The sequence below is a fragment of the Amycolatopsis sulphurea genome (assembly GCF_002564045.1).
GTDB lineage: Bacteria > Actinomycetota > Actinomycetes > Mycobacteriales > Pseudonocardiaceae > Amycolatopsis > Amycolatopsis sulphurea.
Map to the genome: position 1 here is coordinate 3,355,733 of NZ_PDJK01000002.1, position 23,651 is coordinate 3,379,383.

The 23,651-nt window shown below is 66.8% G+C and carries 21 protein-coding genes; 11 read left to right on the forward strand and 10 right to left on the reverse strand.

Translation table 11 applies throughout. The features are described from left to right. Nucleotides 1–210 precede the first annotated feature (210 nt). From ATK36_RS21495 to ATK36_RS21525, 7 genes are all read left to right on the forward strand, one after another. Entirely contained in the window at nucleotides 211–1,665 is a 1,455-nt protein-coding gene (locus ATK36_RS21495; protein WP_098513160.1) for a DUF3375 domain-containing protein, read from the forward strand. Nucleotides 1,666–1,675: 10 nt separating this feature from the next. Further along, nucleotides 1,676–2,281, forward strand: coding sequence for a DUF4194 domain-containing protein (locus ATK36_RS21500; protein WP_098515067.1), 606 nt, complete (start codon nucleotides 1,676–1,678; stop codon nucleotides 2,279–2,281). Beyond that, on the forward strand, nucleotides 2,281–5,673 hold the full coding sequence (locus ATK36_RS21505) for an ATP-binding protein (RefSeq protein WP_098513161.1): 3,393 nt from the start codon (nucleotides 2,281–2,283) through the stop codon (nucleotides 5,671–5,673). Before ATK36_RS21500 ends, ATK36_RS21505 begins: the two co-directional genes overlap by 1 nt. 1 nt (nucleotide 5,674) lies before the next feature. Further along, nucleotides 5,675–6,838, forward strand: coding sequence for a DUF3322 domain-containing protein (locus ATK36_RS21510; protein WP_098513162.1), 1,164 nt, complete (start codon nucleotides 5,675–5,677; stop codon nucleotides 6,836–6,838). Nucleotides 6,839–7,510: 672 nt separating this feature from the next. Next, complete coding sequence (locus tag ATK36_RS21520) at nucleotides 7,511–8,743, forward strand: cytochrome P450 (protein ID WP_098513164.1); 1,233 nt, start codon at nucleotides 7,511–7,513, stop codon at nucleotides 8,741–8,743. Continuing rightward, nucleotides 8,740–8,976, forward strand: coding sequence for a hypothetical protein (locus ATK36_RS32390; RefSeq protein ID WP_170069835.1), 237 nt, complete (start codon nucleotides 8,740–8,742; stop codon nucleotides 8,974–8,976). The genes ATK36_RS21520 and ATK36_RS32390 overlap by 4 nt, the downstream gene beginning before the upstream one ends. Next, nucleotides 8,942–9,565, forward strand: coding sequence for a cupin domain-containing protein (locus ATK36_RS21525; protein ID WP_281259114.1), 624 nt, complete (start codon nucleotides 8,942–8,944; stop codon nucleotides 9,563–9,565). Before ATK36_RS32390 ends, ATK36_RS21525 begins: the two co-directional genes overlap by 35 nt. A 507-nt stretch (nucleotides 9,566–10,072) precedes the next feature. On the opposite strand, the gene ATK36_RS21530 is transcribed toward ATK36_RS21525, so the two are convergent. From ATK36_RS21530 to ATK36_RS21570, 9 genes are all read right to left on the reverse strand, one after another. Then, nucleotides 10,073–11,284, reverse strand: coding sequence for a hypothetical protein (locus tag ATK36_RS21530; protein WP_098513166.1), 1,212 nt, complete (start codon nucleotides 11,282–11,284; stop codon nucleotides 10,073–10,075). Nucleotides 11,285–11,658: 374 nt separating this feature from the next. After that, on the reverse strand, nucleotides 11,659–12,216 hold the full coding sequence (locus ATK36_RS21535; RefSeq protein WP_141544499.1) for a hypothetical protein: 558 nt from the start codon (nucleotides 12,214–12,216) through the stop codon (nucleotides 11,659–11,661). A gap of 476 nt (nucleotides 12,217–12,692) precedes the next feature. Continuing rightward, entirely contained in the window at nucleotides 12,693–13,613 is a 921-nt protein-coding gene (locus ATK36_RS21540) for a hydroxymethylglutaryl-CoA lyase (protein WP_098513168.1), read from the reverse strand. Nucleotides 13,614–13,622: 9 nt separating this feature from the next. Further along, a complete protein-coding gene (locus ATK36_RS21545) occupies nucleotides 13,623–14,822 on the reverse strand; it encodes a CaiB/BaiF CoA transferase family protein (RefSeq protein WP_098515068.1) in 1,200 nt (399 codons plus the stop codon). Between the two features lie 38 nt (nucleotides 14,823–14,860). Then, nucleotides 14,861–15,718 carry an oxygen-binding di-iron domain-containing protein gene (locus tag ATK36_RS21550; protein WP_098513169.1) on the reverse strand — a complete coding sequence of 286 codons (858 nt, stop codon included), beginning with the start codon at nucleotides 15,716–15,718 and terminating at the stop codon, nucleotides 14,861–14,863. A gap of 19 nt (nucleotides 15,719–15,737) precedes the next feature. Beyond that, nucleotides 15,738–17,246 carry an AMP-binding protein gene (locus ATK36_RS21555; protein ID WP_098513170.1) on the reverse strand — a complete coding sequence of 503 codons (1,509 nt, stop codon included), beginning with the start codon at nucleotides 17,244–17,246 and terminating at the stop codon, nucleotides 15,738–15,740. A 237-nt stretch (nucleotides 17,247–17,483) separates the two neighbouring features. Continuing rightward, nucleotides 17,484–17,711, reverse strand: coding sequence for a hypothetical protein (locus tag ATK36_RS21560; RefSeq protein ID WP_098513171.1), 228 nt, complete (start codon nucleotides 17,709–17,711; stop codon nucleotides 17,484–17,486). 35 nt (nucleotides 17,712–17,746) lie between these two features. Continuing rightward, the gene (locus ATK36_RS21565) at nucleotides 17,747–18,289 is read right to left on the reverse strand and encodes a nuclear transport factor 2 family protein (protein ID WP_098513172.1); all 543 of its coding nucleotides are present in this window, start codon (nucleotides 18,287–18,289) and stop codon (nucleotides 17,747–17,749) included. Between the two features lie 244 nt (nucleotides 18,290–18,533). Next, on the reverse strand, nucleotides 18,534–19,238 hold the full coding sequence (locus ATK36_RS21570; RefSeq protein ID WP_170069839.1) for a GntR family transcriptional regulator: 705 nt from the start codon (nucleotides 19,236–19,238) through the stop codon (nucleotides 18,534–18,536). A 327-nt stretch (nucleotides 19,239–19,565) separates the two neighbouring features. On the opposite strand from ATK36_RS21570, the gene ATK36_RS21575 reads away from it, so the two are divergent. The 4 genes from ATK36_RS21575 (at nucleotide 19,566) to ATK36_RS21590 (ending at nucleotide 22,599) form a co-directional block, all read left to right on the forward strand. Next, the gene (locus tag ATK36_RS21575) at nucleotides 19,566–19,826 is read left to right on the forward strand and encodes a VOC family protein (protein ID WP_170069840.1); all 261 of its coding nucleotides are present in this window, start codon (nucleotides 19,566–19,568) and stop codon (nucleotides 19,824–19,826) included. A gap of 2 nt (nucleotides 19,827–19,828) precedes the next feature. Then, the gene (locus ATK36_RS21580) at nucleotides 19,829–20,599 is read left to right on the forward strand and encodes a citryl-CoA lyase (RefSeq protein WP_211291927.1); all 771 of its coding nucleotides are present in this window, start codon (nucleotides 19,829–19,831) and stop codon (nucleotides 20,597–20,599) included. 24 nt (nucleotides 20,600–20,623) lie between these two features. Continuing rightward, nucleotides 20,624–21,208, forward strand: a complete 585-nt coding sequence (locus ATK36_RS21585; RefSeq protein WP_098513175.1) for an MBL fold metallo-hydrolase — start codon at nucleotides 20,624–20,626, stop codon at nucleotides 21,206–21,208. Between the two features lie 107 nt (nucleotides 21,209–21,315). Continuing rightward, on the forward strand, nucleotides 21,316–22,599 hold the full coding sequence (locus ATK36_RS21590; RefSeq protein ID WP_098513176.1) for an MFS transporter: 1,284 nt from the start codon (nucleotides 21,316–21,318) through the stop codon (nucleotides 22,597–22,599). A gap of 248 nt (nucleotides 22,600–22,847) precedes the next feature. Here ATK36_RS21590 and ATK36_RS21595 read toward each other — a convergent pair whose 3' ends face one another. Next, nucleotides 22,848–23,582, reverse strand: coding sequence for a DUF2786 domain-containing protein (locus tag ATK36_RS21595; RefSeq protein WP_098513177.1), 735 nt, complete (start codon nucleotides 23,580–23,582; stop codon nucleotides 22,848–22,850). Nucleotides 23,583–23,651: the final 69 nt, after the last annotated feature.

Here is a 23,651-nt window from a genome sequence, read left to right on the forward strand (position 1 = left end):
TCCTGCTGGTTGGTGGCTCGGTCCCGGCCGCTCATCGCCACGATCCGCGATCGCCCGATCATCCGGCCGAGGGACTTCGGAATCTTTCCTCTCGGCGTCAGCGTACTGAACTCGGCGGGCTCGATGCGAAGCGCGCCGTCGGTGCCGGCCGAGGTGCTCCGATATGGTTTCCGCTGACGATGCCGACGAACCCGGTAGTTACTCAGAGTGATGGATTTCGACGAACTTGACTTCCTCCGCCGCAATGACCCGGCGTGGCGGCTGCTGCGTGCCGACAACGCGCCGCTGGTGCTCGGGTTTCTCGGGAAGGTCTTCGTCGACGACAACGTCCGGTCGATTTCGGCGACCGAGCTGATCAGCCGGCTGGATGACGAGCTGTACGCGCTCAACGAACGGCTCGGTGCGGGCGCGTTCCCCAAACCGGCCAAGGCCTACCTCGATGATTGGGCGGCGCCGGCGAACAGCTGGTTGCGCAAGTACTACCCGGCCGGATCCGACGAGGTGCACTTCGACGCGACTCCCGCCGTGGAGAAGGCGCTGACCTGGGTCGACTCGCTCCGCGCACGGTCGTTCGTCGGGACCGAGTCCCGCCTGAACACGATCTTCGAGCTGTTGCGCCAGATGGCCTATGGCGCCGAGACCGATCCGGATGTCCGGCTGGCGGAACTGCATCGGCGCCGGTCCGAACTCGACGTCGAGATCGACCGGGTCGCCGGGGGTGACTTCGCCGTCCTCGATGCGTCGGGACAGCGTGATCGCTATCAGCAGTTCGCCGCGACCGCGCGTGAGTTGCTCGCCGACTTCCGCGAGGTCGAGGCCAACTTCCGCGTGCTCGACCGGGAGCTGCGTGCCCGTATCGCGGGCTGGGAGGGCAGCAAGGGCCAGCTGCTCGACGAGGTGGTCGGCAACCGCGCCGGCATCGCCGACTCGGATCAGGGACGCAGTTTCCAGGCCTTCTATGACTTCCTCCTTTCCCACGAGCGGCAGATCGAGCTGTCCGACCTGCTGGCGAAGGTGCAGTCGCTGGACGTCGTCGGTGAGCCCGACCCGCGCATGCGCCACATCCACCATGACTGGCTGGACGCTGCCGAACGCACCCAAGCCACCGTGCGGCTGCTGTCAGAACAGCTGCGGCGGTTCCTCGACGACCAGGTGTGGCTGGAGAACCGCCGCGTGATGGACATCCTGCACAGCATCGAATCGTCCGCGCTCAGGCTCCGTGAACACCCGGCCCCTGATCTCACCGCCGAACTCGACGGCACCGCGCCGGTGATCGCGCTGCCGATGGAACGTCCGCTCTACACCCCGAAGGAGAAGGTCCCGCTGGACAGCGGAGGGATCGCCGCGGCAGACGAGGAGATCGACGCGTCGGTCCTGTACGAGCAGGTCTACGTGGACCGCGAACGGTTGTCCGGCATCGTGCGCGGTGAGCTGCGCGAGCGTGCCCAGGTCGGGCTGACCGAGGTGCTCGGGCGCCGGCCGCTGGAGCAGGGGATGGCCGAGCTGGTCGCCTACCTTTCCTTGGGAGATCCCGCGTTTCAGGTGGTTTTCGACGAGGGAACTCGGGAACAGGTGCGATGGCGCGACGACACCGGTGTGGAGCGGGTAGCGACCATTCCGCGGGTGACGTTCACGCGTGCCGGTTCTGTCGGTGGGTCCATTTAGCATGGGCAGCATGTCCACGCCGTTGCGCCGAGACGAGCTCGACCTGCCGTTGGTCGTCACGCACCTGATGAAGGGGGTGGTCTACGCCGACAGCCACGAGAAGGCCTGGCGTCATCTCCTGCCGCTGCAGGCGCAGGTGCGTGACTACGTCGGGGTCATGGGCCTGACCGTCGTCGTCGACGAGGCCGAGGGTTATGCCTTCCTGCGGTCGAAGCCGGACGACGAGGAGGAGGACGGGAAGCTGCCCCGGCTGATCCCACGGCGTGCCCTGTCCTTCCACGTGAGCCTGCTGCTGGCCCTGCTGCGGAAGAAACTGGCGGAGTTCGACGCTTCCGGCGCGGAGACCCGGCTGATCCTCACCAGGGACCAGCTCGTCGAGATGGTGCGGATGTTCCTGCCCGAGAGCAGCAACGAAGCCCGGTTGGTCGACCAGATCGACACCCAGCTGGCGAAGATCGCCGACCTCGGGTTCCTGCGGCGGATCACCGGGCAGGAGGCGGCCTACGAGGTGCGGCGCATTCTCAAAGCGTTCGTCGACGGTCAGTGGCTCGCCGAATTCGACCAGCGACTCGGCGAGTACGCGGCGCAGCTGGGCGGCGGAAAGGACACGGACTGATGAACGGGCTGTTCGGCTCGGCCGCGCTCGACACCGAGCGGGCCGGACTCGCCGGCTACCGGCTGCAGCGCCTGGAGGTCTACAACTGGGGAACCTTCGACAGTCGGGTGTGGACGTTTCGCCCCGAGGGCCGCAACAGTCTCCTGACCGGCGACATCGGCTCCGGGAAATCGACCATCGTCGACGCGATCACGACGCTGCTCCTGCCTGCCCATCGGATCTCCTACAACAAGGCCGCGGGTGCCGAGGCGAAGGAGCGGCACCTCCGTTCCTACGTGCTGGGCTACTACAAGTCCGAACGCAACGAAGCGACCGGAGCCTCCCGGCCGGTCGGGTTGCGGGATCGGCGGTCCTTCTCAGTCGTCCTCGGTTGCTTCACCAACCCCGGGTACGACTCGACCGTGACGCTTGCCCAGGTGTTCTGGTTTCGGGACGCGTCGGCCGGCCAGCCGGACCGGTTCTACCTGACCGCGGACCGGGGCTTGACGATCGCGGGGGACTTCACCGAGTTCGGCGGGGACGTCGCGACGCTCAAACGCAGGCTGCGCAAGCAGGACGTGCGCATCCACGAGCATTTTCCCGCTTACGGGAAGGATTTCTGCCGTCGCCTGGGCATCGAGTCGGAGCAGGCGATGGAGTTGTTCCATCAGACCGTTTCGATGAAGTCGGTCGGCAACCTGAACGACTTCGTCCGTTCGCACATGCTGGAACCGTTCGACGCCGCCGATTGGACCAGCAGGCTGGTCGGCCATTTCGAGGATCTGACCAAGGCACACGAAGCGGTACTGAAGGCACGCACGCAGCTCACGCTGCTGGAACCACTGCTCGCCGAATGCGACACCTATGACGAACTGGACGCCCGGATCAGGACGGGCAAAGCCGCGCGCGATGCCCTGCGATTCTATTGTGCGGATCGCAAGGCGACACTGCTGACCGATCGCCTGAGCGTGCTCGCCGGCCGGATCGGGGCGCGGCAGGCGAGCCTGGTGCAGGCGAAGGCCGAGCTGGAAGGGCTGCGCCGCAAGGAACGGGCCCTCGAGATCCAACGCGCGGGTTGTGGCGGCGATCGGATCGGCCAGCTTGAAGCCGAGATCGGGGCCGAGGAGAAAGTACGCGAGCGGCGGAAGGCGCAGCACGACCGGTACCAAGCGCACCTGGAGTCGGCCGGCCTGCCCGCCGTCGTGGATCCGGCGCAGTTCACCGCCCGGCAGCGGGAAATCGCGGAAAAGCAGGGTTCGCTCGACCAGGAGCAGGCCGATCTGCAGAACCAGCTCACGGATCTCACCGTCGAGCGGCGCGAACTCGATGCCGAAGCCGCCGAACTCAACACCGAGTTGTCAAGCCTGCGGGAGCGGCGCAGCAACATTCCCACTCGCAGCCTTGACGTGCGGGAAGCCCTGTGCGCCGCGCTGCGGGTCGACTCTGCCGAGCTGCCTTTCGTCGGCGAGCTCATCCAGGTACGTGCGGACTGCGCCGCGTGGGAAGGCGCCGCCGAGCGGCTCCTGCACAGCTTCGGTTTGTCGATGCTGGTCTCGAGCGAGCACTACGACGCCGTCTCCGAGTGGATCAACGAACGGCACCTCGGTATCAAGCTCGTCTATTACCGCGTGCCCGAACGGCTGAGCCGGATGCCGTCCTCGCCGCTGCCCGAGCGATCCCTGTTCGCCAAGCTGGAGATCAAGGACTCGCCGTTCTCGGCCTGGCTGGATCGCGAGCTGGCCCACCGCGCCGACTACGAGTGCGTGGACACCATGGTCGAGTTCCGGCGGGCCGCCAAGGCCGTGACCCGGGCCGGGCAGATCAAAGGGACCCGCGGCAGGCACGAGAAGGACGACGCCCGCCGGATCGGCGACCGCCGGCATTACGTGCTGGGCTGGGACAACCAAGCCAAGATCGACACGCTGCTCGACCAGGCGAGCCGGCTTCAGCTTCAGCTGGGTGGGTTGCATGAGCGGACCGAAAATTGCAAAGCCGCGCTGAGCGCCAAGGGCAGGCTCGTCACCACGTTGACCTTGCTGGCGCAGTTCAGCGAGTTCGCCGAACTCGACTGGCAGGCCTCGGTGAACCGCATTGCCGAACTGGGTGACGAGAAGCGGCGCCTGGAACAGCAGTCGGACGAGCTGAAACGACTGACCGTGGAGCTCGATGCCGTCGGTGCCCGGATCGAGGCGGCGGAGGACGTCAAGGACGAGGCGCAGGCGGAACTCGGAAAGCTCAGGAGCCAGAGCGAAGAAGCGGAGAAACAGCTGCGCGTCGCGAAGGCCATCCTGGACGAGCCGTCGGCCGAACCCGCGAGGGCGTCGTTTCCTCTCGTGCACGAGCGCGTCGGATCGAGGAGTTTCGCGACCCCGGAGGACTGCGACACTTGCCGGAGCGAGGTGAATGACGAGATCACCGTGGAGATCGATCGGCATACCGTCAGGCAGAACAAGGTGGCGGCGCGGGTGGTCGGGAAGATGGGCGACTTCCGCAAGGGCTACCCGTTGGAGACCGCGGAGTTCGACGACTCGGTGCAGTCCGCGGGGGAGTATCGCGCGCTGCACGAGCGGATCGCGTCCGACGACCTGCCCCGGTTCGAGTCCGAGTTCAAGACCTATCTCAATACGAACACCATTCGCGACATCGCCGGGTTTCATTCCCAGCTGACCAAGCAGGCGGAGCTGATCAAGCAGCGGATCGAGACCATCAACGACTCGCTGATCGACATCGATTACAACCCTGGCCGGTTCATCCGGCTCGAGCCGCATCCCACCGTGAACGTCGAGATCCGCGATTTCCGCAAAGAACTCCGGGACTGCACCAGTGGATCGCTCAGCGGTGACGACTCGGATCAGTACTCCGAACAGAAGTTCCTCCAGGTCAAGGCGCTTGTCGAACGGTTCAGGGGCCGGGAGGGGCACACCGAACCGGATCGGCAGTGGACCCGCCGGGTCACCGACGTGCGCAACTGGTTCACCTTCGCCGCTTCCGAGCGGTGGCGCACCGATGACACCGAGCACGAGAACTACACCGACTCGGGTGGCAAATCCGGTGGCCAGAAGGAAAAACTCGCGTACACGATCCTCGCGGCCTCGCTGGCCTACCAGTTCAAGCTCGACTGGGGTGCGAGCAAGTCGAAGACTTTCCGGTTCGTGGTGATCGACGAGGCATTCGGTCGCGGCTCCGACGAGTCGACCAGGTTCGCGCTCGGCCTGTTCCGGAGGCTGGGCCTGCAACTGCTGATCGTGACACCACTGCAGAAAATCCACGTCATCGAGCCGTACGTCGCGGCGGTCGGGTTCGTGGACAACAAGACCGGTAACAGCTCGCGGCTGCAGACGCTGACCATCGAGGAATACCAGCGACGCCAGCTCGCGCATGCCCTCGGCACCGCGTCTGAGCAGAACGGCTGAGATGGCACCGACCGGCTGGACCGTCCCCGGTGACGTACTCGGCAAGCTGCGACGCCGGTGGGACCGCGGCGAGTTCCTGGCGCAGCTCGCTGGGGGAGCGTCGTGGGAGCCGCTGGTGATGGGGCTGCGGGGGCCGAGCCCCCGGGACACCTCGGCGCGCCTGGACGAGGCCCGCGCCTGGGTTGAGCAATGGCACCGTGTCCGGCATCTCCGGGTCGAGGTGAGAACGGTCGGCGGCCGAGTCGCCGGCACGAATGAGATCCCGGGCCGGGTCTGGATCGACTCCTATGAACAGCTGTGGTCCGCCCTCGGCGTCCAGCAGGACGTGCGGACCTTCATGGCCTTGCTGGCAGCGACCCGGCTCCGGGCGCCCGCCATCGCCGGCTGGATGTGCGCCAAGCCGATGGAAGTGCTCAGACATCAGGGCGAATGGGCCAGGCTGGTCGACACCGCCCTGTGGATCGACGCGCACGCGCGATCCGACATGTACCTCCGGCAGGTCGACGTACCCGGTGTCGACACCAAATTCATCGAACGTTTCCGGACCATCCTGGCCGCGCTGCTGGACCGGCAGCTCCCCGAGGAGCGCGTCGATCGCGGCAGGCCGCCATCGGATTTCGCCGGACGGTATCTTTTTCGCCAGAAGCCGTCTTACGTCCGATACCGTCGCTTGCCGGATGGCCCCGGATTCAGTGAACTGACCGTCCGGGTGGCCGAGCTGGCCGAAATGCCGCCGACCGAGCGCACAGTATTCGTCGTCGAGAACGAGATCACTTATCTGGCCTTTCCGTCGATCGAGGACGCCGTCGTGATCTACGGCGAGGGTTACGCGGCGGCCCGGCTGCGCCCATTGACCTGGCTGGCTCAGAAAAACCTCGTCTATTGGGGTGACATCGACACCCACGGATTCGCGATCCTCAACACGGTGCGCGGCTTGTTCGAAGGCACCCGATCAATGCTCATGGACCGTGCGACACTCCTCGCCCATGAGGCTCACTGGGTCAGTGAGCCCGACCCCACCAGTGAACATCTCGAGTTGCTCCGCCCGGAGGAGGCGCGCCTTTATGCCGATCTGGTGGAGGGGGTACTGGGCCGGTCCGTGCGGCTGGAGCAAGAACGCATTTCCTACGCGGCAATCGAGCAAGCCACCTGGACTTGCCGCTGACGCTTTTCCAGCACGTTGGCGTGTGCAGGCGCGGACGAAAGCTGTGAAGGGGCCCTTCGCGGACTCAGAGTCCGTGAAGGGCCCCTTCACAGCTCTGGGGTGGGGCGATCACCTTGCCCGGGTTGAGCACCGGCGCCCGCAGCAGCACGCCTGCCAGGGGCAGCGGCGCGCCGATCGCCGACGGTTTCACGCCCTCGGCGAGGTCTCGGCACAGCCGGACCCACCAGCCCGATCCGAACGGATCCGGATCGTGGTGTACGGCGCCGACCGTGACCGGGGTGATGGCGCGTGCCTCCGGATCGACGGTGCCGAGCCGGTAGTCGTCGTAAAGTGCCGGCCTCCCGCTGCGCTCCCTGTGCCTGGGCGTCCGGGGTCGTGGACCGAGGTGGCCACCCGGGTGACGTCGGTACCGAGCCCGTGGATCTTGGTGTACAGCTCGTAGCATGCGCGATCCCGTTGCCACTGATCCCGTTGCCACAGCGGCAGATTCGCGACCGTCGGCGCGTGGTGGGTGTGCATCGATCGGTTGCTTTTCCCGGTCGGGCCGCGTTGATCCATGTATCGAGATACGGAAAAGTAGATATACGATCGGCCGGGCCCGCCCACCGCCGGTCCGTCGATGGCCTGACCTTATCCGGACAGCTGTCAACGCACTCAGCGAAGTAGGTCGATGTGGACATTCTGACCGAGCCGATTGCCCGCGGGTTCGACATTTTCGACGTGCCCCCCGGTTATCTCGATGATCCCTATCCGTGGCTGCGGCAGTTGCGGGACGACGATCCGATTCACCCGAATGCTGACGGTTCCGTGCTGCTTACGCGCTATGCGGACGTGCGCGCGGTGTGGCGCGAACCCGGCACGTCGGTCGACAAGGCCGAGATGTTCCGCGAGCGGTTCGGCGAAGGCCCGCTGCTGGCCCAGCACACCACCGGGATGCTGTTCCGCGATCCGCCGGATCACGACCGATTGCGCCGGATCGTGCACCCGTTCTTCACCCGCGCCACCATGGCACGCTTCCGGGCGTTCCTGGAGGCCACGGTCGACCAGCTCATCGACGATGTCGCCGAGCGCGGGAGGTTCGACCTGGTCACGGAGTTCGCCGAGCACATTCCGGCCGCGATGATCAACCGGGTCCTCGGCGTGCCTGCGGAGGACGCGCAGCTGCTGCGTCGGCTCGGCCTCCAAGTGCTGTTCCCGCTCAATCCTCGCGTCCCGCAGGAGGCCATCGACGCGGGTCATGCCGCAGCCGGCGAGTTCGTCGACTATCTCGGTGAACACCTTGCCGAAGTTCGCAGACGCGGCGTCGACGGTCCGCCGGGCAGCGTGCTCGAAGCCCTCGTCGCCGCCGAGGCCGACGGTGCGGCGATCACGCCGGACGAAAGCGTGCACATGTGCCTGCTGGTGTTCAATGGCGGCCACGAGACGACGACCAACCTGATCTCCGTTGGTACGTATGGATTACTGCAGCACCCCGAGGAGTTCGCCCGGTTGGCCGAGCTTGACGACCGCGCGGTGAACGTCGCGGTCGAGGAGATCAACCGTTATGTGTCGCCGCTGCAGCTGCAGGGTAGGCGCACCACGGCCGGCATGGACCTCCCGTCCGGTTCCTTGCCGGCCGGGACCGAGGTCGTGCTCTGCCAGGCCTCGGCGAATCGCGACGAGCGGGAGTTCGCCGACCCGGACCGGCTGGACCTGAGCCGCAAACCCAACGCCCATCTCGCGTTCGGGCTCGGCGTGCACACCTGTATCGGCAATCAGCTGGCCCGGCTGGAGGCCCGGGTCGTCTTCCCGCGGCTGGCCCGCCGTCTGCGGGGCCTGGCACTCGACGGCGACCCGATTGTCAACCCCAATATCCGTTTTCGAGGCTTGTCCAGCCTCCCGGTCCGGATCGGAGCCGTGACGTGACCGCACAGCTCGAGAGCCGTTACGAACGCCTCGCCGATCGGCATTCGGGTGCGTTGTGGCGGATGACCGGTGCGCTGACCAAGGCGCCGGCAACCACGATGGTGCCGCATCTGTGGCGCTACACCGAGGCCGGCCAGCTGGTCATACCGGAGCTCTGCGACCGGCGCGTCATCGCGTTCGACAACCCCGGTACCCAGCCTGGTCGGCTCACCCGCACGACCGACACGCTGTGAGCGCCGCTGCAATTGGTGCTACCCCGCGAGTTCGCCCCGGCACACGCCGGCCGCGCTGTGCTTCGTGATCGAAGGCGGCGGCTGGACCGATGTCGACGGCACGCGCTACCCGATGTCGCCCGGCGACGTGATCCGTACGCCGAACTGGGCCTGGCACGGGCAGGCGGCCACCGCGACGACGTCGATGATCTGGCTGGACGGCCTTGACCCGCCGATGATTCACGATCTGCCAGCCGGATTCGCCGAGAGCGAGCAGCCGCCGGAATCGCCGGCACCACCCGGCATCCGGCCACACGCGTTCCCGTTCGCCGCCATGCAAGCCGAACTTGAGGCCGGCCGGTCCGATGCCGGAGACCCGTTCGACGACCTCATCGTCGAGTACCGCGACCCGGTCACCGGCGGCCCGATCATGCCGCCCTTTCGCGGCCATGCAGCTATTGCGCCCTGGCACGCAAACTGCCGCGCTTCGGCACTCGCACAGTGTTGTCTACCACGTGGTCTCCGGCTCTGGTATGTCCACAGTGGATTGACGTCGGCTGGAACGGGCCAGGGGCGACACCTTCACCGTGCCAGTGTGGGCGGCGCATGAGCAGCAACCTCACTTCGGACGACGCTTTGGTGGTCTCGTTCTCCGACGCCCCGATCATCGATGCGCTCGGCTTCGCGCTTGAGGAACCCGTTACTGATCAAAGTTCGCTTGTAAGGTGGGATCGTTGCGACGGAGTGGCGGTATCGGTAGGTCCAACGCTGGACTGATGGAAGCAGGAACGAGTCATCAGTTCCTCCAGGCCGACAAGACTCCATGAAGACTATTTTCGATCACATCGAAAAGACGGAGTAACAGGAATAGTTTTCCAGCCCAGTGGCCAGTGCGGTGACCGCATCACGATCGCGGCTGTGAGTCACGGTGTACAATGAAACGCCCGCGATGCCGGCGAAACTATTCTGGCAAGGGCAGGTAACGAGGAGAAATAACGGGTCTGGCGGAATTTGATCCGTTCGCCATGGCCGAGGTTCCCTTGGTTATCGGCTTTCCGGACATTCGGCAGTGACTTCCCCGGCGGCTCGCCCAAGACCGGCCTGGGCGAGCACGCCTTTACGCCACTCCCACCTTGACCGGAAGGTCAAGGTGGTACGGCCGATCCGCATGTACCTTCAGCGTCACATTAGCCCTCGCCTCGCGCAGTACACAGGGAAGGGCTTGACACAGCCCGCTCAAATCCTCGCGTGCGTCCAATATGTAGCCGACTTCGACGACTGCGGGCTTATCTTTCGCGATCGTCACAGACTTGGTCAGATCGCCACAATCTACCCACAAAGATGTATGCCTGAAGGCTGCCTTGCAGGTGGCGGAGATAGCCTTTCCGTTCTGCCAAACAACCAGCGAAGCATCACCAATCACCGGCCTCGGGTCTCCAGCTAGCCCAGGAGCTGGACCCTGACATGCGTCGAGGAACCGGCATTCGTAACGCATTTCAAAGAAGTCGTTCTTTCCCGCTTTTATCGTGTACTTTACGGGCGTCTTTCCGGTGTTGACCTTCGTCCATTTTGAATCCAGGAGCAGTGTTTGCGTGGCGACTGGGTGGTTGTGTGAGAATATCAAGTTCGCTGGTTCGCCGTTCAGTTTCCGGGAGGCCAGTTGAATATCGGCGCCTTGTGCGACAAGTTCTTCCAGGGTGCCGGGTGGTGTTTCTGCCCAGTCTCGTGCGCGGCCGCGGAAGAAGTTCCACAGTGCCTTGCCCACGGTATAGATCGCCAGGCCGACTGCGATCACTGCGCCGACCGGGGGAGCGGCCAGGCCGATCGCGAACGCTGCCACGCCGGTCACCGCGACTACGCCCTGTTCGATATCGCCGGTGGATATCGCGTCCGCCAGCGAAAAGAGATCACCGAGGGGCGGCGTGAACGTGGCAGCCAGGTACACTGCAGTTTTGACCCACTGCCCCGAGGTCTCCTCGGTCAATGGAGGCAGTGACGCGGATGTGACGGCACGGTTCGCCCAGTCGGCAAAGTTGCCGGCCTTGTTCGACAGTTTCCGCACTACCGGGTTCCCGCTTGCCGCGAGCACCTTCCCCAAGAGAGCGGGGCTGGCGAGGGCGCGGGCCTGCCCGGACGTCGCGGCGGACTTGGCGGCTTCCTTCTTGGCGAGCACTTCCAGTTCGTCGACCAGCTTGCGCTCGTCACCGCTGACCTTTGCCAGCTTGGCGGGCGTCATCGTGCAGAGGCGACGATCCAGCTGCCCTTTGGCACACCCCACTTCCTCGGCCATGTTGATCTCTTTGTCCGAGGCCGGCTGCATCTGTTCCACCACGTGATCCGTCGGTGGCAACGGGGGTGGTGACCCGTCCGGTGCGGCATCCATGCCCGTACCGACGGCCGCTGCCGGTAAGGCGGGGGCAGCCACTGCTGTCCCGCCCACCGCCACGGATAGTCCCACCACTGTTGCCAGCACAATCGCGCTTCGCCGCCATCGCCGAACCATCGAAAGCCCCCTCCAAACAGATGCGAATTCACTGTCGCCGAGCGAACGAACCCCTTTGGACCGCATGCCAGCATATGCCAATCGGGCATACTCCGGAGTCCCCCAAGTCGGTACACCGGGCTTGCCGGGCTTTGCCCGAGTCCGTCTGCCGGGGTGGTGGTGATCTCAGCCGGGCAGGCCGGCCCTCGTTTCCGGTGAGTTCAAGGCAACGGGCTCTCGCCGGGTTCTGCCGTGGAATCGGGAGCGGTGACGAGGTGGCTTCCGATTCCGGACGTGTCGCAGAGGCCGCCGAGAACGAACGCCGCCACCAAGGGTACATACAGTGCCCGGAAGGTTTCCCGGACATCCGCACGGCGGATCTCCGCGGCGGCGACTGCGGCAAGCATCGCCTGAGTCGTCGTGGCCAGTTCCGATGGAGCCGCTTTCGTGGTCACCAATGCGGCAAGTTCGCGCGCGTGGGCTAGGGCGGTCTCACAGCCGGTCGGCGATTCGGAGTTCGTGGCTCGTTCGAGAAGGCTGACTGTGGCGCGCCGCCAGCTCGTGATCCCGCCGGTCGCTTCGGGTGCGACTTTGCCGCCTGTGAGAAGGGAGACGACCGCGTCTGCGTAGGGCATCGACGAAACCATCACATCGATCACCTCTGCGCAGCTCGAATTTAGCGTCGACAGAAACATTCGATTTTCTGGACGCGGCGGAAGGCGCAGTCCGTCGACATCGGCTAATTGTTCCCAGGCGTCATAGCGACCGGTGCCGAACATCCAGGCCACTACGCCGCGCGGCACCCGGACGGCATCCGGACCAGCTCCAAGATCACCAGCGGGAACGACTCGAAGGCCGCCGTGAACGCCTGCCACGAGATGGCGGCGGCAGCCACCCGAGGCTCTGCTCACCCCCGGCCGCCGGCAACGATGACCGTCTTGGCGACTGGATCGACCAGGTTTGAGCCGAGGATCTACCTCACCTGCACGCGGCCCTCACCAAACATTCCACAATGCACGAATGGAAGGAGCGAACGCCAGAACCACGATGATCAAGTGGTAGACGATGGTCCGCGGCCTTCCCCGCTTGCGTCACCGCATACTGCTCGGCTGACGCTATGCAGCTTCCACCACGTTCGGGACCGACCCTGCGGCGGAGATCGTGCCCGACCGCGAATTTCCCGCCGACCTGGTCGTGCCGATCTTGTCCGGCGAATCCTTGCACGACTGGACAAACCGGCTTGTCGTCGTGGCGCTCAAGAACTCTTTCTGCCGTCCGCCCGCAGCAGTGAACTCGTGAGTTCGTGACCCACCGCGTGTTGGGCGACCGACGCGGCGGACAGGACGCGGGAGAGTTCCAGGCCAGTGTCCACACCGGACTCTTCAAGCCAGTAAACGAGTTCCTCGGTGGCGATGTTCCCGCTGGCACCGGGGGCGAACGGGCACCCGCCGAGGCCGCCGACGGAGGCGTCGAGCTGGCGGACGCCGGCGAGGACGGCGGCGAGGGCGTTCGCCTGGCCGGTGCCGCGGGTGTCGTGGAGGTGGATGCCGACCTCGACGTCCGGGCAGGCGGTGCGGACCGCGTCGAGCAGGGCGAGCATCCGGATCGGCGTGGTGGTGCCGATGGTGTCGCCGAGGCAGAGCCGGTCCGCGCCCTGGCGTACCGCCGAAGTGACGATATCGAGCACGCGCCGCGGTGGAGTGCGGCCGTCGAAGGGACAGTCCCAGGCGACGCCGACGATGACTTCCAGCTCGCCGCCGGCGAGGTGGGCTTCGTCGGCGATGTCGCCGATCACGGCCGTGGCTTCGGCTGTGGTGCGCCCGGCGTTGGCTTTGCTGTGGGAGTCGGAGGCGGAGATCACGTACTCCAGGTGCGCGACCCCCGCGTCGATGGCTCTGACCGCGCCGCGGACATTCGCGACGAGTGCGGAGAACCGGATGCCCGGCCAGCGGGTCAGCTCGGCGGCCACAGCGTCCGCATCGGCGAGCGCCGGGACCGCGCGTGGCGAGACGAACGACGTGGCTTCGACCCGGCGTACGCCCGAGGCGACGATCGCTTCGAGCAGACGCAGCTTGGCGGCGGTGGGTATGGGCTTTTCGAGCTGAAGCCCGTCACGCATGCCGACCTCGCGGATGTCCACGGACGGCGGCAGCACGAGGCTGGGATGGTGAGTCATGGCCGGCGCTCAGATCGTGGCCGAGTCACGGAGCGCGGCGATCTCGGCCTCGCTGCGGCCGAGTCCGGTCAGGATCTCCTCCGTGTGTTCACCCAGCTCCGGGCCGGACCAGCGGACCGCACCGGGCGTCGCGGACAGCCGTGGGGCCACGTTCTGCATCGCGAATTCGTGCCCGAGGGCGTTGCCGACGCGCACGATGGCCGAACGAGCGGTGAAATGGTCGTCGGCGAACATGTCCTCGGCGCGGTAGACCTTGCCCGCCGGAACACCGGCGTCGTGCAGCAGAGCCAAGAGATCCCCGGCATCGATTTTGCCGCTCCAGTCCGCGATGAGCCCGTCAAGCTCCGCTTGACGGGCGCCGCGTGCCTGATGCGTCGCGTAACGAGGATCTTCGGCCAGCTCCGGACGGCCCATGGCCTCGGCGAGCCGGCGGAACACCGTGTCCTGGTTGGCCGCGATGAGCACGTCACCACCGGTCGCCGTGGGATAGACGTTGCTTGGCGCGACGCCCGGCAGGATCGCGCCGGTGCGCTCGCGCTGGTGGCCGATCGCGTCCCACTCGGTCACCTCGGCCTCGGTCATCGCGAGAACCGCTTCGTAGATCGCGGAATCGACGACCTGGCCCCGGCCGGTCGACTGCCGGGAATGGAGTGCGGCGAGCGCCCCGAGCGCGGCGAACGTCCCGGCGAGGGAGTCGCCGATGCTGATCCCGGCGCGTGACGGCGGACGGTCGGCCTCGCCGATGAGGTAGCGCAAGCCGCCCATCGCCTCGCCGATCGAGCCGTAGCCCGCGCGCCCCGCGTACGGGCCGGTCTGGCCGAATCCGCTGATCCGGACCACGATCAGGCCGGGGTTCTCCGCGTGCAGGCGCTCGGGTCCCAGCGACCAGCGTTCGAGCGTGCCCGGGCGGAAGTTCTCGATCAGCACGTCGGCGGTCCGCAGTAGCTCGCGGGCCACCTCCTGGCCCGGTTCCCGGCGGAGATCGAGCGTGAGGGACTTCTTGTTCCGGGCGATCACCGGCCAGGTCAGGGAGGCGCCCTCGGCGGTGGTCCGGCCCCAGCGGCGCATCGGGTCGCCGCTGCCCGGCGGTTCGATCTTGATCACCTCGGCGCCCAGGTCGCCGAGCAGCTGTCCGCAGAACGGGCCGGCGATCAGCTGCCCCATCTCCACGACGGTGATTCCGGCGAGCGGGCCGGGACGTTCGGGCACGATGCGGCCCTTTCTCTGCGAAGGCGAACGGAGCGCGGTCACTGTCCGCCCATGGTGTGCAGCATCAGTTCGAGCACCTGCTGGTCCGGGCACGGGGGCGGGGTGGTGTCGGCCAGGCGGCCGATCATGTCGAACGCCTCGGCGACGCGATCTTCACCGATCACGGGGCTGTGCCCGGAGATGATGGACTTGATGCGATGGCCCTGGACGTTCCGGACCGTCTTCGCATAGCGTCCGCGGTCCACCAGGCTGAGCCACGGCGCGAGCGCGTGCACACCGAACATGACCATGCCGTCCCACCAGGCCTGGGGGTTCAGCTCGGCCACGTCGGCGGCCGGAGCCGTGCCGGGGCCGCCCGGAACCGGCGTGGCGAACGCGTCCGCGGCCCAGTACACGCCGGTCGAGGTGTCCAGCAGGCCACGGGTGGCCGGCGAGTCGTAGACCGGGGGCCGCAGCGCGACCAGGGTGCGATCGCCGGCCTGGACCGAATCGCCGTCGTTGACCCACCGGCATCGTCGAAGCGGGAAGTCATAGGCGTTGCCGAACCGTTCGACCAGTGCCCAGCTGCAGAGCAGGGTCGCGTTCGGGCACATTTCCATCACTTCGGCGAGATTGCCGGTGTGGTCGGAATCGTCGTGGGAGAGGAACACCCACCGGACGTCCGCCGGCTCGACCAAGGAGAACACGTCCTCGATGAAGTGGTGGCGGTTTCGCGCCGATCCGGTGTCGACGATGATCGGCTCGGCGCCCTGGATGACGGCGGAGTTCAGGTGTACCGAGAGCGGCGCGCCGAGGCCCTGTTGCGCCGCTTGGACGATATAGGTGCCGACGGCGACCTTCTGCGGCGGCAGGTGCAGCGGATGGAGCTGTCCGGCGGCCGGTTCTGGCAACGACATCGGTGTCACCTCGGGAGGGTCAGGCGCCGCTACGGAGGTCGAAATCGACCTCGTTCGCGGTGCGCGTGGTCGGCAGCAAGCGCTTGGCGATCTTGTGCGTCTCGGTGAGCGGCCAGCTCTCGACGAATTCGAGGTAGCGTGGCCGCTTGTACGGCGGAAGCCGCTTGGCTGCCCACGCCGCGAGTTCCCCGGCGCCGACCTCGGTGTCCGGCTTGCGCAGCACGAACGCCTTGACGTCCTCTTCGGACAGTGGGGACGGCACGCCGATCACCGCGCTGGACGAAACCGCCGGGTGGGCGTCGAGGACCACTTCCACGTCGGCGGGGGAGAGGTTCTCGCCCCGGCGCCGGATGATTTCCTTGAGCCGGCCTGCGAAATAGAGGTTTCCCGCTGCGTCGGCGTAAGCCAGATCGCCGGTGTGCAGCCAGCCGTCGCTGCGCAGAGCGCGAGTTTCGTCGGGCAGGCCGAAGTAGCCGGGGCTGAGTGCCGGGTTCCGCAGCTGCAGCTCGCCGGTCTGCCCGGCCGGGACCTCGGCTCCGTCGGGGCCGATGATCCGGGCTTCGTTGACGCGCCCGAACCGTGGGTGCTGGCGGGGACGTCCCATGGAACCGTAAGCCGGTGGTTCGTCGAGCGGGACGATGAGCCCGTACGGGGTTTCCGAAAGCGCGTATCCGATTGCCAGACGTAAACCGAAGCGTTCCTCGATCTCTTTGTGGCGGGCTTCGACGGGTGCGGGTGCGGAGTATGCATAACGCAGTTTGTGTCCGCGTTCGGCGCTTGAGGGCTCCCGTTCCATCAGGATTTCGATCATCGCGCCGATCGCGTTGAACACCGTGACACCGTAACGGTGGACGGTCTCCCAGAACGTGCTCGCGGAGAACTTCGGCAGCAACACCAGTTCGGCGCCGTTGCCCCACGTTCCGAGTGTCGAATACGCCTGTGCGTTGAGATGGGAAAGGGGGAGTGTGGTGAGACAGACGTCGTCCTCGGTGAGGCCCAGCCAGTACGGGTAGCCTTCGGCGGCCATCGTGTACATGCCGTGCGTCTCGATGATGAACTTCGGCCTGCCGGTGCTACCCGAACTCTGAATGTAGGTGGCCGGTGATTCCGGCGCGCAGACAACGGGGTCCGCGGGTTCTGCGGCCTTCAGTTCCGCCACTGTCGTGACCGGGACGCCGCCGAGGTCTCCGGCCGTGAAGTCCGCGGGCACGACGACCAGCTTCGCGCCGGTGTCCTTGACGACCGCGGGGAGTTCGCTGGTCGCTTGGGGATTGACTGCGATACTGACCGCTCCGCAGAGTCCGGCCGCGAACCAGGCACGCAGAAAGTCCTGCCCGTTGGGCAACACGATCACCACGTGGTCTCCCGGCTCGACGCCCAGACCGCGAAGCCCACCAAGGCAGCGGAGGGCATCCGCGTAGAGCGCCGCGCGGGTGGTGGTGCCTTCCGGAGTGTGCAGCCACGGCTTGTCCGGCCACTTCTGCACGCCTTCGCGGAGAAACTCCGGCAGGGTCAGTATCTCAGCCATCGCCCATCTTCTCGCTCGTTGGTCGGAACTGCGGTCAGGCTGCGAAAACCTTGCTGGCATCGACGACGATGCGTTGATCATGGCACAGCCCGGCGTCGTTGATCACGAAGAACCCGGTCCCGCGCACATTCACGGTGGTGAGGTCCTTGCAGCCTCCCGAGCACCACGTTGCGGTACTCCGGCGCGGCCTCTCCGTAGACACGCATGCCGACAGGGTCCTCGGTGGGCCGATTGTGCTCACCCTGCTGAAATAGCCGAGGCGGCAGTACGCCGCGTCGAGCAGGTGACCGGCCATGTCGCGGACCTCTCTCCCAGGTCGCACTGGGTCTGGCTCTGCCATTCCTGTTCGCTGGCTTCGACCATCATCTCCAGGCAGGTGGCGAACTCATGGCGGATCGACCGCACGAAGGTGTCCTTACCGCCGGCCTGGGTGACGTCCACTCGCGGGGTCACGGCTGCGGTCATCGTGCACAAGCTCCTTTGCCTGGTTGGCAAGGCTTTCAGTGGGCCGGGATGCCGATCTGGTGCAGCCAGTCATCCCGGTCGAAGAGCGTCCGAACCGAGGTGACGGCGTCGTTTCCGGTGTGGAGGATGACCACACCGGAAACGTCGAAGGGCTGTCGCTCGCCTTCGTAGCGGCGATCGCGCACCGTCAGGAAGCCCGTGAAGTGCCCGGCGAATCGCACTTCTCCGAATACCACCCCCATAGCGGTGATTCCTATCGGGCCCAGCAAGGGCATCGACAGGTCGGAAAACGCCTGGAGCGTCTTCTTGAAGTGCTCGACCGCGCGTTCGCGCCCGCGCACCGGAGCCGGCCGGAACAACGACCTGACCGTGACGTTCTCGGCGAGGACCGCCGCGAGCGCCACGAGGTCGGCGGACTCATGAGCCTGGTACCACCGGTCGAACGCCGCCGCTGCCCGGCTTTCGGTTTCGCCGTGCCCGCTTCGCGGTGTTTCGCGGTGTGCACCGTCCGTGCCCGCTCTGGTCATGCGACCCTCCGTGGATATGCCGGTCGTCATCTCCGCTCCGTAGTGGACCATGCGGCGCGCAGACGCGACTCGAGGCTCCAGGCCCTGCCAAGTTGTATCCAATACGGTGACACGTCGTCCGCTGAAGGTAAGTCACCGCCAGTATTCAGAGGTGCTACGGCAGAAGCGTCAGTAAGTTGTATACGAGAGAAGGTAGCGCTTGGGTGGTGAACCCGTCAACCTCAACCCGGTGCCGTGGCCGGCCTGCCGTGGTGGGGAGCCGCGAATCCCTTGGCGGAGGGGGAAATCCGTGCGCTCAGGCGGTGGCGCGGTCGCTGCCCGGCTCGTCGGGCGAGGCTGGTGGCTCGCCGGGCGGGCGGGTCCACTCCATCCTCGTCAGGGAGTGCCGTCCGGCGCGCAGATGCGCACGCATGATGCCCTCCGCCCAATCCGCGTCACCGAGGCGGATCGCTTCGAGGATCTCCCGATGCTGGGCGAAGGCGCGGCTGAGGTCGGCATGGGTGTGGTGGTGGAACGCTTCCCGCACGAACGGCGGGTCGAGGGTCGCGGGAAGCATCGCGACCAGCTGCCGGTTTCCCATGCCGCGGTAGAGCGTCAGGTGGAAATCGATGCAGAGCTGACCCAGCTGCCCGGCCTGCGGCCCATCGTTGGCCAGCAGCGTGTCGCACTCGTCGCAGATCGCCAGCAGGGCGTCCTCGTCGAGCAGTGCCTTCCGCTCCGTCGTCTGCCGGATGCCGAAACATTCGAGCAGTACCCGCAGGTCGTAGATGTTGTCGAGATCGGAGGCCGTCCAGCCGATCACCACCGCGCCGCGGTGCCGTTCGATGCTCACCAGGCCCTGTGCGCTGAGCCGCTGAATCGCTTCGCGCACCGGGGTTCGGCTCACCCCGGCCGCGACGGCGATGTCTTCCTCCCGCAGCCAGCTTCCGGCCGGATACTCGCCGTTGGCGATGCCTCGCTGGAGGTGTTCATAGGCGATATCCCTCGCGGACCGGCCCATCGAGACTCCTCTCCGCGCACCGCAACGGCACACAGCGTGCCTGTCACCAGCATCCCATGCCGCACCCGGCTGGCGCACGAGCCGCCGCACGTCACGATATTGGATACAATAGTGCGGCCAGGTTGCCCGTGGGTGGGGACCGCAAAGTGCCCTCGTGCTGCGGCTCGGTAGGACGCAAACCCAGGCTGCACCAGTTATTGCGAAAACCTTCGAGGCGCCGGAGAAGTCGTAGACACTTGAGCGGACAAGCTTTACGTGCATACAATCTCCCCGTTCAACGACGCAGGTCACCTGTCCGTCGCCACCCGGGACTAGGAGATGCAGTTCATGAGCAAGATCAACTACGCGGGTCTGAAGAACCTGGCGCTCGACAGGGACGCCACCGCCCGGTTCTACCGCGAGGCACTGGGTATCCCGCTGGTCGGCACGACCGGAAACCGCGACGAGAACTACCCGCACCGGCACTACTACTTCCCGAGCCCGGGCCGGGGCGGCTCGATCGCGTTCTCCCGCTCCGCCCGTGGTCTGGATCTCGAACCGTGGTTCGACGACGCGGACCCGGTGCCCGCCGCGCGTGAGCAGGTCTGAGAGTGGTCGGCCTGACGACCTCGATCGGGTTCACCACCGAAGACGAGATCCGGGTACAGGGCTATCGGCTGGCCGATGAACTGATGGGGACCGTCGACTTCGGCAGCATGTTCTACCTGCTGGTCACCGGACGGCTCCCCGGCCACGGTGAAGCGGTGCTGTTCAACGCGGTGCTGGTGGCGCTCGCGGATCACGGCCTGACGCCGTCCGCATTGGCCGCGCGGCTGACCTACACCGGTGCTCCGGAAGCGGTTCAGGGCGCGGTCGCCGCCGGCGTGCTGGGGGCGGGCAGTGTTTTCCTCGGGGTTTTCGAGGACACCGGCCGCATGTTGCGGGCCTCGGGGCAGGAGGCGGCGCACGACGAGACCGAGGTGCGGCGCCGCGCCAAGCGGATCGTGGACGAGTATCGCGCGGCGGGAAAGCGGCTGCCGGGCATCGGACATCCGATCCACAAGAACGGCGACCCGCGCACGGCGCGGTTGCTGGAGCTGGCCCGCGAACACGGCACGGTCGGCCCGTACATCCGGCTGATGCTGGCGGTGCAGGAAGAAGCCGCGGCGTCGGCATCGGTGCCGTTGCCGCTGAACGCGGGCGGGATGTGCGGTGCGGTGCTGTGCGACCTCGGCATCGACACGTCGGTATTGCGCGGCGTGGCCGTGGTTTCCCGTGCGGCGGGCGTCGTCGGGCATCTGGCCGAAGAAGCTCGGGCGCCCATCGGAAGGTCACTGTGGACACTCGCCGAGGACGTCGTCGAGTACCGCCCTCTTCGCTGAATCCGAACACAAAGGACGCAGACCATGTCCACCGGATACACCGGTGACGTGCCGGTGCACGGGCCGGCCACCGGAGACCAGCTGCTGATCGATGCCGCCGACGAAGCGGATGTCCTCCTTGGACTCGCGGGGTCTGCCGGATTGACCAAAGTGGTCACGACCCACGGCCATGACGATCACTGGCAGGCGCTGGCGGAAGTGGCTGGAAAGACCGGCGCGCAGCCCGCCGACGCGCCGCACATTCCGGTCGCCACCGACTGCCCGGTCCGGGACGGCGACCGCATCCGGTTCGGCGACGTCGAACTCACCGTCACGCACCTGGCCGGCCATACCGCGGGTTCGATCGCCTTGAGTTACGAGGAGCCGGAAGGTATCGTCCACGGATTCACCGGCGACGTGCTTTTTCCGGGCGGTGTAGGCAAAACCACGACGAACCGTTCGCCCTGCTGCTGGCGGGTGTCACGCGCAAGCTCTTCGACCCCTATCCGGACAGCACCTGGATCTACCCCGGTCACGGCCCCGTCACCACACTCGGTGCCGAACGGCCGAAACTGGCGGAATGGCGCCGTCGCTGCTGGTAAGCGGCGGATTTCCGCGTTATGTACATAGTGGACTATTCGGCGGGTGGAACGCGTGATCCGCGTGCCGACCGCCACCGCATTGCTCTCCCGCCCCACCGGCGTGTTCGCGCTGGTACTGCACAAAGGTGTGCCACCATGCCCAGTTCACCGACGAACCGGCGTTCCGCCGTGGTCGTGGCCCTCTGCTTCGCGGTACTGATCTTCGACGGGTACGACCTCATCATCTACGGCGCCACCGTCCCCGACCTGCTCGCCTACCAGCCGTGGCACCTCACCACGGCGTCGACCGGCCTGCTCGGCAGCCTGGCCCTGTTCGGCATCGTCGTGGGCGCGCTCGGCGCCTCGACGCTCGCGGCGAAGTTCACCCGGCGCAAGGCCATCCTGATTTCGCTCATCTGGTTCTCCTGCGCCATGGCGTTGACCGCTGCCGCCCCTTCGCCATGGCTGTTCGGGGTGGGCCGGGTTCTCGCCGGCCTCGGGCTGGGGGCCGCGATCCCGAGCTGCATCACGGTCACCGCGGATTTCTCGCGTGGTGGCCGGAAAAACCTGAACAACGCCATCATGTTCTCCGGTTACGCGGTCGGTGGCATTTTCTCCTCGCTGCTGGCGCTGGCGCTGCTGCCCCACGTCGGATTCCGGGTGATGTTCGCGTTCGGCGCGGCGCCGCTGCTGCTGGTGCCGGTCCTGCTCAAGTGGCTGCCCGAATCGCCCGCCGACCTCATCCGCCGTGGCAGGACAGCGGAAGCGGCGGCCGTGGCCGAGCGGTACGGCCTCACCGCGGTCACCACCTCAGATGAGCCGGTGGCGGCTCCCTCGATCTGGCGTGGCCGGACCGGTGTGGCCACCGTGTTCTTCTGCCTCGCCGGGGTGTTCGGCCAGCTTCTGATCTACGGCATGAACACTTGGCTGCCGCAGATCATGCGGCTGGCCGGCTATTCCCTGACCTCGTCGCTCGCCTTCCTCGTGGCCATCAACACCGGCGCCATCGTCGGTTCGGTCGGGTCGGCGCCGCTGGCGGATCGGTTCGGTGCCAGGCCCGTTGCCGCCGGGTCCTTCGCCGCCGCCATGATCGCGCTCGTCGTCCTGGGCGTCGGCGGGGCACCCACGCCGGTGCTGCTGGTACTGGTCGCGGTCGTCGGTTTCGGCTCGATCGGATCGCTGACGCTGCTCTACGGTTTCATCGGCATCTACTACCCGGCCGCCTCCCGTGCGGCCGCGATGAGCGCCACGTTCGGGATCGCCCGGATCGGCGCCGTGGTGGCCACGCTGGGCGGTGGCGGCTTCCTCGCCCTGAATCTGCCGACGACGTGGAACTTCCTGGTGTGGGTGCTGCCCGCGCTGCTCGGCGCGGTCGCGGTGCTGACCGTGCCGGCCGTGACCGCCGACCGGGCCGCCGTGCTGAGTCGCGAACGCGGTTGACCTCCCCAGCCGTTGCCGGCCTTCCGGAGTTCGCGTTTGCGGATCTTTTCGATGGCGTTCTTGGGCAATTCGCCGACGAAGTGCACCGAGCGGGGCTTCTTGAACGAAGCCATGCGGGCTTTGCAGTGCTCGATGAGGTCGGCTTTCCCGACTCCGGTGGCCGAGATTTAGTCCACTGTGGACTATGGTGTGGCGCCCGGCCTGCCGGCCGGGCGCCACAGGACCGGTACGCAGTCACCCGTCGCCGGTCACCGGACCGGCAGTGCCGGGCGTTGCCGGGACAGGGCGGCCGGATCCAGCGTGGCCCGGGTGCCTGCGCGATGGCCTTCGCGGTAGCCCGTGCCGGAGAGGCGGCGGGGGGAGGCGGTGCGGAGGTCTCCGTATTCGCGGTCGAAAGCCTGTTGCACCACTGTGGTGCGGTCGTGGATCACCAGCTCCGCCGACGGCTGGCCGGGGGCGGTCGGGCGGTGGTCACGGGCCGCCTTCGCCTCGGCGCGCTGCAGGCGCTCGTGTACGGCGCGGGCGAAGCCGTTCAGCCAGGTGCGGCGGTAGGCGGCCAGCGACTCGTGGAACATGCGCTGCTCGGGACGTACCCGGTTCAGCTGGGTGCTCGCCTGCAGCAGCAGACTGGTGAACAGCAGTTCGACCCGCCCGAGATCGGAGCGGAAGCCGAACACGGTGACGGACTCGACGCTCTGCCCCGCGCGGTGCAGCAGGGTCCGGCAGCGCAGTGGGTAGGCGATGCTGGTGAGCAGGCTCGCCTTGTCGCGGCTGTACGGATTCTCGATCGGGAGCGTCAGCACGGTGATCTCGTCGCTGCCGTGGCCTGCCGCGGCCAGCACCGCGTCGTCGATGCCGTGGCGGGCGATCAGCTCCGCGGCCTTCGTGTTGTACAGCTCCGCTTCTTCCGCGGTGACTGCCGGGTCCTCGGCTTTCGCCAGCAGTTTGCGTACGCGCTCCAGCTGCGAGTCGTAGGCGGGCATGATCCCCCTCTCTCTGCCGGTGCGGCCCGGGTGGGCCGACGTGGAGCCACGGTAGACGTGGGGTACGAC

Bases quoted from the DNA above. Each gene is read 5' to 3' on its own strand.
- ATK36_RS21495 (WP_098513160.1), top strand. From the start codon at position 211: ATGGATTTCGACGAACTTGACTTCCTCCGCCGCAATGACCCGGCGTGG.
- ATK36_RS21500 (WP_098515067.1), top strand. From the start codon at position 1,676: ATGTCCACGCCGTTGCGCCGAGACGAGCTCGACCTGCCGTTGGTCGTC.
- ATK36_RS21505 (WP_098513161.1), top strand. From the start codon at position 2,281: ATGAACGGGCTGTTCGGCTCGGCCGCGCTCGACACCGAGCGGGCCGGA.
- ATK36_RS21510 (WP_098513162.1), top strand. From the start codon at position 5,675: ATGGCACCGACCGGCTGGACCGTCCCCGGTGACGTACTCGGCAAGCTG.
- ATK36_RS21535 (WP_141544499.1), bottom strand. From the start codon at position 12,216: ATGTTCGGCACCGGTCGCTATGACGCCTGGGAACAATTAGCCGATGTC.
- ATK36_RS21540 (WP_098513168.1), bottom strand. From the start codon at position 13,613: ATGACTCACCATCCCAGCCTCGTGCTGCCGCCGTCCGTGGACATCCGC.
- ATK36_RS21550 (WP_098513169.1), bottom strand. From the start codon at position 15,718: ATGTCGTTGCCAGAACCGGCCGCCGGACAGCTCCATCCGCTGCACCTG.
- ATK36_RS21555 (WP_098513170.1), bottom strand. From the start codon at position 17,246: ATGGCTGAGATACTGACCCTGCCGGAGTTTCTCCGCGAAGGCGTGCAG.
- ATK36_RS21560 (WP_098513171.1), bottom strand. From the start codon at position 17,711: ATGACCGCAGCCGTGACCCCGCGAGTGGACGTCACCCAGGCCGGCGGT.
- ATK36_RS21565 (WP_098513172.1), bottom strand. From the start codon at position 18,289: ATGGTCCACTACGGAGCGGAGATGACGACCGGCATATCCACGGAGGGT.
- ATK36_RS21570 (WP_170069839.1), bottom strand. From the start codon at position 19,238: ATGGGCCGGTCCGCGAGGGATATCGCCTATGAACACCTCCAGCGAGGC.
- ATK36_RS21575 (WP_170069840.1), top strand. From the start codon at position 19,566: ATGAGCAAGATCAACTACGCGGGTCTGAAGAACCTGGCGCTCGACAGG.
- ATK36_RS21585 (WP_098513175.1), top strand. From the start codon at position 20,624: ATGTCCACCGGATACACCGGTGACGTGCCGGTGCACGGGCCGGCCACC.
- ATK36_RS21590 (WP_098513176.1), top strand. From the start codon at position 21,316: ATGCCCAGTTCACCGACGAACCGGCGTTCCGCCGTGGTCGTGGCCCTC.
- ATK36_RS21595 (WP_098513177.1), bottom strand. From the start codon at position 23,582: ATGCCCGCCTACGACTCGCAGCTGGAGCGCGTACGCAAACTGCTGGCG.